The following is an 11,381-nucleotide window of genomic DNA, read 5'->3' on the forward strand; positions in this document are numbered from 1 at the left end:
CGCGGAGGTGGGGGCGCGTCAAGGGGCCGCGTCAGAGGGGCCGCGTCAGAGGGGCCCGTCAGTACGCCAGAGCCGCCCGTGCCGCGGGCAGGGCCGCGGCCCGGTCCCCGGGGACCAGGCCGATCCGGGTCCGGCGGTCGAGCAGGTCGTCGACGTCCAGCGCGCCCTCGTGCCTGACGGCCCAGACCAGCTCGGCTCGGGTGACCCCGGTCGGCAGCGGCTCGGCCAGCGCGGGATCCTCGGCCATCAGCGCCCGCACGGCCCCCGCCTCGCTCCCGTACCGCGCCCGCAGCCGGTCCGGGACCGCCCCGGCCTCCTGGACGGCACCGGCACCGGCTCCGACCAGCGGCAGCCGTGCCGTCCGGCTGCCCCCCGCTCCGAGGCGCCCGAGCGCCACCACACGGTCCACCGCGTCCTCGGCCATCCGCCGGTAGGTGGTCAGCTTGCCGCCCACGACCGTCACGACCCCGCTCCGGGAGGTCAGCAGCGCGTGCTCCCGGGACAGGTCGGCGGTGCGCCCCCCGGCGGCGAGCAGCGGCCGCAGCCCGGCGTAGGTCCCGGCCACGTCCCGCCGCCCGAGCGGCACGTCCAGCACGGAGTTCAGCACGTCGAGCAGGAACGCCACGTCCTCCTCCGGCGCCTGCGGGACATCCGGGACGGGGCCCTCCACCGGTTCGTCGGTCAGGCCGACGTAGACCCGGCCGTCGGGCTGGGGGAGCACCAGCGCGAACCTGTTGCTCTCACCCGGGATCGGCACGTGCAGCCCGGCCCTGAGGCCGGGCAGGGTCTCCGGGCGGAGCACCAGGTGGGTGCCGCGCGAGGGCCGCATCCGGATGTCCGGGTCGAGCTGGGCCGCCCAGACGCCGGTGGCGTTGACCACCGTCCTGGCCCGGATCGCGAAGGTGCTCCCGGTGAGCTCGTCGCGGACCCGCGCCCCGTCTCCGGCCAGCTCCAGCGCCCGGCAGCGGGTCAGGATCCTCGCTCCCCGGGACGCGGCCGTCCTGGCCAGCGCGACCACCAGCCGCGCGTCGTCGACCAGCCGCCCGTCCCAGGACAGCAGGGCGCCGCGCAGGCCGTCCGGGCTCAACGGGGCGGCGAGGGAGAGGGCCCGGCCGGCGGAGATCCGTGACGGGCCGGGGAGGAGGCGGCGGGGAGTGCGCGCGGCCATCCGCAGCCCGTCGCCGAGCCGGTAGCCGGTCATCACCGTCGCGGCCTGGCCGCCGGAGACCGCGGGGGTCAGCGGCAGCAGGTACGGCTGCGCCCTGACCAGGTGCGGGGCGGTGTGCCGGAGCAGGAGGCCGCGCTCCACCGCGCTCTCGTGCGCCACCTTCACCTGGCCCCTGGCCAGGTAGCGGAGCCCGCCGTGGATCATCTTGGAACTCCACCTGGAGGTGCCGAAGGCCAGGTCGTGGGCGTCGATCGCGGCCACGGACAGGCCCCGGGAGGCGGCGTCGAGCGCCGCTCCGGCACCGGTGGCGCCCAGCCCGACCACCAGCACGTCCACCACGAGATCCCCGGCCTCGGCGAGTTCGCGCGAGCGGCGGGCGGCGTTGAGGGAGGAGTTCACGGGCGCAGGTACCTCTCCAGGAGCGTGGCCAGCTCGGCGTCCAGGTCGTCCTGGGTGAGGGGGCCGAGCATGGTCGGGCCGGACAGCAGGAAGGACTGGGCGGTCAGCAGCACGGACCTGGCCAGCGTCCCGGGGTCGCCGGGCCGTACGGCGCCCAGGGCCTGGCCCCGGGCGATCGCCGACTCGACGAGCGCGAGCATGGCCTCGTGGCTGGAGCCCCTGCGGTGGAGCAGGTAGGGCAGGAGCAGCTCGGGGTCCACTTCGACGATCTTGCGCCAGAGCGGATGGTCACGCAGCTCCCGCACCACCCCGACCGCCGCGGTGACCGGGTCCTCGGTGGCGAACCGGCTCGCGACAAGCACCCATTCGCGGGTCATCAGGTCGGCGACGAGGCCGCGCACGTCGGGCCAGCGGCGGTAGATCGTCATCCGGGACAGGCCGGCCCGGCGCGCCACGTCGGTGAGCGTGGTCCGCCGCACCCCGACCGCGAGCACCATCTCGCGGGCGGCGTCGAGGACCGGGTCGCCGTTTCCCATGGTCGTATTGTGACGGATGGACGTCATCTGTCACAGTGTAGAGGTGGAAACTCCGACGAACGCCGCCGAACCCATGCTCTGGTCCGGCTGGGGCGACCCCGCCAAGGCCGCCGCACTGCCCGCGCCGATCCGCGGGCTGCTACGGGACATGCTGGGCGTGCGGGCGCCGGAGACCCCGGCCGCGAGCTTCGGCGAGGTGCGGCTGCCCGTGGCGGCCCTCTCCCCGCTCGTCCTGAGCGAGCTGCGCGGCATCGTCGGCGCCGACCACGTCCGCTCCGACGACGACGCGCGCATCCGGCACACCCGGGGCAAGTCCACCCCCGACCTGATGCGCATGCGCGCGGGGGACGGCTCCGACGCCCCCGACGCCGTGGTGCTGCCCGGCTCGCACGCCGAGGTGCTGGAGCTGCTGCGGGCCTGTGCCGCGCACCGGGTCGCGGTGGTCCCGTTCGGCGGCGGCACCTCGGTCGTCGGCGGCCTGGTGGCGGCCCGGCAGGGCTTCGCCGGGGTCGTCGCCCTCGACCTGGCCCGGCTGAACCGGCTGGTCTCGGTGGACGCCGAGTCGATGGTGGTGGAGATCGAGCCGGGGCTGCGCGCGCCGCAGGCCGAGCGGCTCCTCGCCGGGCACGGGCTCACCCTGGGCCACTTCCCCCAGTCGTTCGAGTACGCCACGCTGGGCGGCTTCGCCGCGGCCCGCTCCAGCGGCCAGGCCTCCGCGGGATACGGCCGCTTCGACGACATGGTCGTCGGGCTGACCGTGGCCACCCCCCGGGGCACCCTCGACCTGGGCCGCGCGCCCAAGTCCGCCGCCGGCCCCGACCTGCGCCAGGTGATCCTCGGCTCCGAGGGCGCCTTCGGCGTGATCACCTCTCTGCGGCTCCGCGTGCGGCGCGCCCCCGCCGAGCGGATCTACGAGGGCTGGCGGTTCGCGTCGTTCGCGGCGGGGTCGGCGGCACTGCGGCGGCTCGCCCAGGATGGACCGCTGCCCACCGTGCTCCGGCTGTCCGACGAGACCGAGACGATGATCGGCCTGGCCCGGCCGGGGGAGATCGGCGGGCCGGCGGCCGACGCGGGCTGCCTGGTCATCGCGGGCTACGAGGGCTCCTCCGAGGTGGCCGGTCTGCGGGACCGCGCCGCCACGGTGCTGGCCGGGCTCGGCGGCGTCCCCCTCGGCCCCGGGCCCGGGGAGTCCTGGGCGCACGGCCGCTACTCCGCGCCCTACCTGCGTGACTCCCTCCTCGCCGAGGGAGCCACCGTGGAGACGCTGGAGACCGCCGGGTTCTGGTCCAACCTGCCCCGCCTCTACGACGCCGTACGGCTGTCGCTGCACGCCTCGCTCGGCTCGCCGCTGGTGATGTGCCACGTCTCCCACGTGTACGGCACGGGCGCCTCGCTCTACTTCACGGTCGTCACGGCCCAGAGCGGGGACCCCCTGGCCCAGTGGGAGGGGGCCAAGCGGTCGGTCAACGAGGCGATCGTCGCGGCCGGCGGCACGATCTCGCACCACCACGGCGTCGGCCGCGACCACCGGGAGGCCTACGCCGCCGAGATCGGCGACCTGGGCGTGGAGATCCTGCGCGGGGTCAAGGGCCGGCTCGACCCGGAGGGGATCCTCAACCCCGGGGTGCTGATCGCCTAGCCCCGGGGCGGTCACGTGGACGCCTGATTAAAATCTACAATGTAAAGGCGTCGGCTCGCGCGGGCCGGATCCGCTCTCAGAAGACGATCACCTGGCGGACCGCCTCGCCGGCGCGCAGGCGGTCGAAGCCCTCGTTGACCTCCTCCAGGGACAGCCGGTGCGACAGCAGCGCGTCCACCGGCAGGATCCCCGAGCGATACATGGAGACGAAACGCGGCACGTCCCTGCGCGGCACGCAGGAGCCGAGGTAGCTGCCCTTGAGCGTCCGCTCCTCGGCCACCAGGCTGAGCGCGGGCAGGGCGAGCTCCCGGGACGGGTCGGGCAGGCCGACGGTCACCGTGGTGCCGCCCCGGCCGGTGGCCAGGTAGGCCTGCCGCAGGACCGCGACCACCCCGGTGGTGTCGATGACCTTCTCCGCGCCGCCGCGGGTGATCTCCCGGACCGTCTCCACGGCGTCCGGGCCGCCCGCGACGGCGTGGGTCGCGCCGAGCTCGTGCGCCAGGGCCCGTTTGGACCCGACCACGTCCACCGCGATCAGCGTGGCGGCCCCGGCGGCCTTGGCGGCGATCAGCGCGGCCAGCCCCACCCCGCCCAGCCCGAACACCGCGACGCTGTCACCGGGGGCGACCCTGGCGCTGTGGAAGGCGGCGCCCGCGCCGGTCAGCACGGCACAGCCGAACAGGGCGGCGATCTCGAAGGGCAGCCCGGGATCGACCCGGACCGCCGAGCGTGCCGACACCACGATGTGCTCGGAGAACGCCGACACCCCCAGATGGTGCAGGGGCCGTCGGCCGTCGGCCCCGGTGAGGCGCAGCCCGCCGCCGAGCAGCGTGCCGTTCCCGTTGGCCTCGGCGCCCGGCTCGCAGAGCGCGGGGCGTCCGCCGGCGCAGTGGGGGCAGTGCCCGCAGGCGGGGACGAACGCCAGCACCACGTGGTCGCCCGGGGCGAACTCGGTGCCGCCGCCGGTCGCGACCACCTCGCCCGCCGCCTCGTGGCCGAGGGCCATCGGCAGCGGCCGGGGCCGGGAGCCGTCGATCACCGAGAGGTCGGAGTGGCACAGGCCCGCCGCGCCCACCCGGACGAGGAGCTCGCCGGGGCCGGGCGGGTCCAGGCGCAGGGACGTGACCTCCAGAGGGCGCGACGATGCGTAGGGGGCGGGACGCCCCGACTCCACGAGGACGGCCGCGCGTGTTCCGGTGCTCATCGACTACCTCCAGCGTGGAAGTGCGGTCCCGGCCGAGGGGAGGCCGGCGGGGCGGTGCCGTACGTCATCGGCCGATCACGGGTGGCGCGGGGCGCCGTCTCCGATCACCAGTTTCTCCATGGCGCCGCGCAACGGTCCCGGGATCGCGGCGGGCCGCCGGGTCCGCCGGTCCACGAACACGTGGACGAAATGCCCCTCGGCCACCACCGTCTCGCCGTCCTCGCGGAACAGGCCGAGCTCATAGCGGACGCTGGAGCGGCCCAGGCGCCCGATCCGCAGCCCGATCCGGATGGCCTCGGGGAAGGAGACCGACGCCTTGTAGGCGCAGTGCGACTCGACGCACAGGCCGATGGCGTCGCCGTGGTGGATGTCCAGCCCCGCCTTCTCGATGAGCCAGGTGTTGATCACAGTGTCCATCAGCGAGTAGTGGACGGCGTTGTTGACGTGGCCGTAGACGTCGTTGTCCTTCCACCTGGTCGCGACGGTCTCCCAGTAGGCGTACACGATAGAACTATATTCCAGAGATGATCGGGAACGCGCCCCGGCTCCGGCCGGTCCCGGTCCCGGTCCGGTGGGACGGCGGTCCGGTGGGACGGCGGGGCGGCGAGACGGCGGGGCGGCGAGACGGTGGGACGGCGGCCCGCGTCGAGCACCGGGACCCCGTGTACTTCGACGGCTCCGAGATCGGCCGCCTCCCCTGGGAGGTCCGGCCGCCTTTCCCGAGAAGGGTGCGGCCGCGTAAGATCAACGCCAAAATACGGTCATGGTCGATGTCGGGCGGGCCGCGGAACGCGGGCGTGAGGTCTCCTCTCGGGTCTCGGAGGAGGGGGCGGGCTGGGACTGCGTCGAGATCGGCGCCTTCAAGGATCTGCGGCCCAGCAAGGAGAGTTTCACCTGGCTGAGCCCGCGCACCGTCTGGAAGTCGCGGAACGAGGTCCTCGCGGGCCTGTTCGGCGATCCCTCGGGCCAGGTCCGGGCGCGCTGGACGGCGTCCCAGCGGGAGCGGGGCGTCGACCCCTCCTTCCGGATCCCGATGGACGTCGGGCCGGAGTTCTCCTTCCTCGTCCTCGGTGACACGGGGGAGGGAGACGCCTCGCAGTACGCCGTGATCCCCGGCCTGCTCAAACTCGGCGCGGACACCTCCTTCGCCGTCATCGCCAGCGACGTGATCTACCCCACCGGGTCCGGGAACGAGTACGAGGACAAGTTCTTCCGCCCCTACAAGGACTACCGGGCGCCGATCTACGCCGTTCCCGGTAACCACGACTGGTACGACGGGCTCGGCGGTTTCATGCGGGTCTTCTGCGACGCCCCCGCGCTGAAGGCCGAGCGGCAGGGGTTCCGGCTGACGCCCTCGGGGCTGCGGGGGCTGCTCTGGCGCAAGCCGGAGAAGATCGACGAGGCCCGGCTGGCGAGGGCGCGAGAGCACCGGTCCCTGCCCGAGCAGCGGGCCGTGCAGCCTGCGCCGTACTGGGCGATGGAGACTCCGGGGCTGCTCGTCGTGGGCGTGGACACCGGGATCCACAGCACGCTGGACCGGGAGCAGGCGCGGTGGCTGCGCGAGGTGTCGCGCGACCCCCGGCCCAAGGTGCTGATCACCGGCAAGCCCATCTACACCCGTAACGAGTACAAGCCGTCCAAGCTGGAGGACGGCGGGACGATCGACGACATCGTCGCCGACCCCGCGCACAACTACGTCGCGGCGATAGGCGGCGACGTGCACAACTACCAGCGTTTCCCGATCAGGGCCGGCGGCCGGACGATCCAGTACATCGTGGCGGGCGGCTCCGGGGCCTTCATGCACGCCACCCACACCATCCCCAGGGTCACGGTCGGCGGCCTGCACGAGGACGACTACCGGTGCTACCCGCTCCGCGGCGACTCGCTGTCGTTCTACAGCAAGCTCTACAGCGAACGGCTGCGCATGCGCTGGCTCTACCTGACGCCCGCGGAGAGCGCGACGCTGATGTCCCGGCAGATCGGCAACACCCCGGTCCGCGACGTCCCGCCCGTCCGCGTCACCCGGCGGATGCGCTGGGCGGCGCGGATCCTCGGCGGCCGGCCGATGCCGTTCCGGCTGCCCGTGGGCAGGGTCTTCCACCGTTACCTGTCGGAGCTGTCGGACTGGGACACCCCGCCGTTCTTCAAGAGCTTCCTGCACATCTCCGTGACGCCGCAGACGTTGAAGATCCGCTGTTTCGCCGCCACCGGGTGCCTGCCGCAGGAGATCGAACCCCCGCTCGAGGACGAGGTCGTGATCTCGCTCCTCTGATCGGGAATGTCGGTTCTCCGTGGCAGGCTGGGCGTATGAACGTGGCAGTCGCGACAGGTCCCGGCGGTGGGGGCGTCCTGTGCCCGGAGGGGCGGGACGCGCGGGCCGTCGGCGATCTGGCGGAGGCCGTGCGCGAGTTGGAGACCGGGCGGCCGCGCTGGGTCTGGGCCGACACGCGGGAGGTCCAGCCGTCGCTGCTCGCGGCAGGCGTGCGGCCGGCCCGCTGTCACGACCTGGCGCTGACCGAGGGGCTGCTCCTGGGATACGAGGGGCGCCACGGGGAGCCCCGGTCGGCCCAGGCCGCCCACGCGCGGCTGCACGGCCTGCCTGTGCCGGAGGACCACCACGGGCCGCAGGCGCGGCAGGCCACGCTGTTCGAGGAGGAGCCGCCCCCGCCCGACGTCGGCCTGGTCGCCGAGGTCCACGCCGACCAGCTCAGGCGGATCGAGGCCACCGCCGACCCGCAGCGGTTCCGGCTGCTCGTCGCCGCCGAGTCCGCCGGGGCGCTGATCGCGGGGGAGATGGGCCACGACGGCATGCCGTGGCGGGAGGACGTGCACGACACGCTCCTGACCGGCCTGCTGGGCCCGCGCCCGGTGCACGGCATGCGGCCCGCCAGGCTCCAGGCCCTGGCCGACCAGGTGGCAGAGGCCTTCGGCACGCCGTTCAACCCCGACTCCCCGCAGCAGATCGTCAAGGCGTTCAAGTCGGCGGGCGTGCCCGTCGCCTCCACCCGGGCCCATGAGATCAGGAAGGTCGACCATCCGGGCGTCGCGCCCCTGCTCGCCTACAAGGAGATGGCCAGGATCTACAGTTTCCACGGCTGGGTCTGGGCCGACCAGTGGGTCCGCGACCACCGCTTCCGGCCCGAATACGTGGTGGGGGGCGTCGTGTCGGGCCGGTGGGCCACCAGCGGCGGCGGCGCGTTGCAGATCCCCAAGGTGATGCGGCGGGTCGTGGTGGCCGACGAGGGCTGGACACTGGTCGTCGCCGACGCCGCTCAGCTCGAACCCCGGGTGCTGGCCGCGATGGCCGGGGACGGCGGCCTGGCCAGGGCGGCCGGTCAGATCGACCTCTACCAGGCGCTGGCCCAGGCGTTCGGCGGTGAACGCGACAGCGCCAAGATCGCCATGCTGTCGGCGATGTACGGCGGGACCAGCGGAGACGCGCCCAAGTTGCTGGCCGTGATGCGGCAGCGCTTCCCCAGGGCCTACCAGTTCGTGGAGGACGCCGCGCGGAGCGGCGAGGAGGGCAAGCTGGTCCGCTCCTGGCTCGGCCGTACCTGCCCGCAGCCCTCGGCGGGCTGGCGGGAGCTGGTCTCCGGCCCCGAGGGGAAGCGGGCGGCCCGCGACCGGGGCCGGTTCACCCGTAACTTCGTGGTCCAGGCCACCGCGGCGGAGTGGGCGCTGGCTCTCATGGCCGTGCTGCGCGGGCTGCTGCCCGACCCGGCCAGGCTGGTGTTCTTCCAGCACGACGAGGTGATGGTGCACTGTCCGGCGGAGCTGGCCGAGGAGGTCGTGGCGGCGGTCGGCAGGGCCGCCGAGGAGGCGACCCGGCTGCTGTTCGGCCCGACCCCGGTGCGCTTCCCGATGCAGGCCGTCGCGGTGCGGTGCTACGCCGACGCCAAGTGAGCCGGCCCGTGCCGGGGTACGGACAAGGTTCGGACCACCGGCCGCCACCTGCGCCTGGGCGGCCTGACAGCCGGTCACCCGGGTAGGGGCGCCCGCGGAACGATGACTTCCGAACACGGGGCGCACCGGCCCGTGCGCGCAAGGGGGCGTGAGCGGCGCGGCTACCACTCCAAGGTGGTGATGAACTCCACGTCGAGCGGGAGGACGCCGGCCTGCCGGATGACCTCCAGGAGGCGTTTGAGGACGCCGTGGACGTAGGCCAGCGTCAGCCGGCCGCCGGCCGCGGCGGCGCGCTGGTGGCCTTCGGCCAGCACCCATATGCCGGTGGAGTCGCAGAAGGTCAGCTTGGCCACGTCGATGACGAGGTGGGTGCGGCCGCGAGCGAGGGCATCGCCCAGCACCTGCTGCAGCAGAGGCACCGACAACGCGTCGAGCTCCCCGTCGAGGGCGATCACCGAGCAGCCGCGGTAGTCGGTGACGCTCACCGAGAAGTGACTCACGGCCCCGTCCCGGATCGTGGCGGGGCACTCGGCGCCCGTCCGCGCCGGATGCCCGCTCTGCCCGCAGACCTGCTCATGCCATCAGCGTAGGCCGGTGACGTACCGTGTCCACCAGGGGCACCGGCGAGCCGGACAGCGAGTGCGCCGACCGATCGCGCCCCCGACAGCCGTGCGGCGCCCGGCTCCGGTCCCGCCGTCTGATCTGCGGTCTCAGCCGGAAAAGGCGGACGTGTTTCGGAGGTGGCCCGCCGGGTAACGGACATAATGGATCAATTCCGACTCCCAGCACCTAAATGCAGCAGGGAAGACGAAACATCATGAACAATCCTCAAACCGTACCAAGTCAGGCATCTGCTCGCGCGGCTGCTGCAGCCCGTGACCGGCAGCCGACGGAGACACGGCCGGCATTCAAGACAACCGAGTTCATGGTATACATCGCTGCGGTGATCGCAGTGGTGATCACGGCCATGGTCGTCGGTGCCGACAGGCGAGGCGGCGTCGACCCCTTCGGAGCCGAACAGGCCATCAGGTACATCACCTTCCTGACCATCGGCTACATGCTGGCCCGGGGGCTGGCGAAGGCCGGTAGCTGGACACGGCGCGACGACCGCTGAGGTCGGCGAGCATCACCAGAGCGGGCGGAGCCACGAACGGTCCACCGGACCGGCACGCCGATGCCGGGCCGCTGCCACGGAAGAAGACCCGCAGCCGGTGTTCGGTATGCCGTCGGCCAGGCAGGGGGCCAGGCCGGCGGCATACCACTGGGCGGTGATGAGAGCCGGCGACGACGGACGGACCCGGACCCCGCGCTTCTTGCACGCCCGCGACCGTCATCGCCGCCCCGCCGCCCTCGGCGGCCGGCCATCGATCACCCGTGTCGGCCCCACGCGGGTCAGTACGGCTAGCGGTCGGTGCGCAGGCTGGGCACCGGGTGCGGGCCCTCGGTCTCCAGCCGGTACTCCTCCCCGGACTTGGCCCGGTTGTCGTCGATGACCTGCTCGCTCGGCGGCTTCTCCCCGCCGTGGATGTTCTCCTGCATCCGCTCGAACCGCTCGTGCATGTCCTGCACGTAACCGGTGCCCAGCGTGGTGAAGTCGATCTGGGTGGCGATCAGCTCACGCAGGTAGTCCTTGTTCGGCTCGAAGGTCACCGGCGCGGGCAGCGCGGGMGCGAGGACCTCCTGCGGATCACGGCCGTCATGACGCTTGAACAGCTCCACCGCCAGGCGCAGATGCTCCAGCTCCATGTTCAGGTGCAGCTCCCAGATCGCCTTGACCTTCGGRTCGGACTCGGTCTCCATGAACGAGTGGTAGAGGTAGCACTCGTTGTACTCGTGGTTGAGCAGCATCTCCCACCACGTCTCACCCGGGTCGACCAGCGACTCGTAATGCGTGACGTGCTCCTCCTCGATCAGCCCGATCTCCTGATACAGCTGCCGGGCGATCGGCTCCATGTAGGTCGGGCCGACGTTCATGTAGAAGTTCATGGTCTGCTGCTCGGCCGCCATGATCGTCAGCGCGTGCAGCTTGGAGATCGGCGCGGCGGCGTTCTTGTCGTAGGGCTCGCGCAGGTTGTCGACCGGGTCGCGGTGGTGCAGGTAGGTGGGCCGGCCGGGCATGACCTCGGTCAGRTTGTCGACGATCTTCTCGGCCTTGCGGTGCTCGATCATCTCGTAGAGGTTGGCGTAGCGGTAGAGGTGRTCGAAGTCCTCCAGCACGCCGAACTGGTAGGCCTGCTTGAGGTAGGGGTCGGGTTCCATCCGCGCCACCCAGGCGGTCAGGTCGACCGCGACCTGCTCGTAGGCGATCGTGGTCTCCAGCACCGAGGCCAGCCCGGGCAGCAGCCAGTTGACCGCCTTTTGCTGCTGGGCCTCGATGTAGCGGACCCGGGCCAGCTGCTGCTTGACGGCCGGGTCGGGGCAGTGCCGGTTGAACTGGTGGCTGAACAGGATCGCCTCCACCTCGATGCCGTTCATCGCGATGATCCGGCAGCGGGTGTAGGGATCGCTGTGGTCGGGATCGATCGGCGTGAC

Annotated in this window: 10 protein-coding genes; 4 read left to right on the plus strand and 6 right to left on the minus strand. The window is 72.8% G+C overall.

The features are described 5' to 3' along the window. Positions 1-58: 58 nt before the first annotated feature. Entirely contained in the window at positions 59-1,567 is a 1,509-nt protein-coding gene (locus tag CA984_RS38245) for a glycerol-3-phosphate dehydrogenase/oxidase (protein ID WP_086578272.1), read from the minus strand. Next, positions 1,564-2,130, minus strand: coding sequence for a TetR/AcrR family transcriptional regulator (locus tag CA984_RS38250; protein WP_086578273.1), 567 nt, complete (start codon positions 2,128-2,130; stop codon positions 1,564-1,566). The genes CA984_RS38245 and CA984_RS38250 overlap by 4 nt, the downstream gene beginning before the upstream one ends. Positions 2,131-2,176: 46 nt before the next feature. On the opposite strand from CA984_RS38250, the gene CA984_RS38255 reads away from it, so the two are divergent. Beyond that, positions 2,177-3,742 carry an FAD-binding oxidoreductase gene (locus tag CA984_RS38255; RefSeq protein WP_086578274.1) on the plus strand — a complete coding sequence of 522 codons (1,566 nt, stop codon included), beginning with the start codon at positions 2,177-2,179 and terminating at the stop codon, positions 3,740-3,742. A gap of 76 nt (positions 3,743-3,818) precedes the next feature. Here CA984_RS38255 and CA984_RS38260 read toward each other — a convergent pair whose 3' ends face one another. Both CA984_RS38260 and CA984_RS38265 read right to left on the minus strand, forming a co-directional pair. Further along, on the minus strand, positions 3,819-4,946 hold the full coding sequence (locus CA984_RS38260) for a zinc-binding dehydrogenase (protein WP_086578275.1): 1,128 nt from the start codon (positions 4,944-4,946) through the stop codon (positions 3,819-3,821). Between the two features lie 75 nt (positions 4,947-5,021). After that, the gene (locus CA984_RS38265) at positions 5,022-5,450 is read right to left on the minus strand and encodes an acyl-CoA thioesterase (RefSeq protein ID WP_086578276.1); all 429 of its coding nucleotides are present in this window, start codon (positions 5,448-5,450) and stop codon (positions 5,022-5,024) included. Between the two features lie 259 nt (positions 5,451-5,709). On the opposite strand from CA984_RS38265, the gene CA984_RS38270 reads away from it, so the two are divergent. After that, positions 5,710-7,218, plus strand: coding sequence for a metallophosphoesterase family protein (locus CA984_RS38270; protein ID WP_086578277.1), 1,509 nt, complete (start codon positions 5,710-5,712; stop codon positions 7,216-7,218). A 35-nt stretch (positions 7,219-7,253) separates the two neighbouring features. Continuing rightward, positions 7,254-8,849 carry a bifunctional 3'-5' exonuclease/DNA polymerase gene (locus tag CA984_RS38275; protein WP_086578278.1) on the plus strand — a complete coding sequence of 532 codons (1,596 nt, stop codon included), beginning with the start codon at positions 7,254-7,256 and terminating at the stop codon, positions 8,847-8,849. 161 nt (positions 8,850-9,010) lie between these two features. Here the strand turns inward: CA984_RS38275 and CA984_RS38280 are convergent, their stop codons facing one another. Then, positions 9,011-9,349 carry an STAS domain-containing protein gene (locus CA984_RS38280; protein ID WP_165781564.1) on the minus strand — a complete coding sequence of 113 codons (339 nt, stop codon included), beginning with the start codon at positions 9,347-9,349 and terminating at the stop codon, positions 9,011-9,013. 425 nt (positions 9,350-9,774) lie between these two features. On the opposite strand from CA984_RS38280, the gene CA984_RS47455 reads away from it, so the two are divergent. Then, positions 9,775-9,963, plus strand: coding sequence for a hypothetical protein (locus CA984_RS47455; protein ID WP_207621194.1), 189 nt, complete (start codon positions 9,775-9,777; stop codon positions 9,961-9,963). Between the two features lie 287 nt (positions 9,964-10,250). Here the strand turns inward: CA984_RS47455 and CA984_RS38290 are convergent. Further along, positions 10,251-11,381 (minus strand): hypothetical protein (locus tag CA984_RS38290; protein ID WP_086578281.1); only part of this gene is annotated, 1,131 nt, incomplete at its 5' end.

The organism is Streptosporangium minutum (genome assembly GCF_002149035.1).
Classification (GTDB): Bacteria; Actinomycetota; Actinomycetes; order Streptosporangiales; family Streptosporangiaceae; genus Streptosporangium; species Streptosporangium minutum.

Excerpts from the sequence above, each read along its gene's own strand:
- CA984_RS38250 (WP_086578273.1), bottom strand. The coding sequence starts at position 2,130 with ATGACGTCCATCCGTCACAATACGACCATGGGAAACGGCGACCCGGTC.
- CA984_RS38255 (WP_086578274.1), top strand. The coding sequence starts at position 2,177 with ATGCTCTGGTCCGGCTGGGGCGACCCCGCCAAGGCCGCCGCACTGCCC.
- CA984_RS38260 (WP_086578275.1), bottom strand. The coding sequence starts at position 4,946 with ATGAGCACCGGAACACGCGCGGCCGTCCTCGTGGAGTCGGGGCGTCCC.
- CA984_RS38270 (WP_086578277.1), top strand. The coding sequence starts at position 5,710 with ATGGTCGATGTCGGGCGGGCCGCGGAACGCGGGCGTGAGGTCTCCTCT.
- CA984_RS38275 (WP_086578278.1), top strand. The coding sequence starts at position 7,254 with ATGAACGTGGCAGTCGCGACAGGTCCCGGCGGTGGGGGCGTCCTGTGC.
- CA984_RS47455 (WP_207621194.1), top strand. The coding sequence starts at position 9,775 with ATGGTATACATCGCTGCGGTGATCGCAGTGGTGATCACGGCCATGGTC.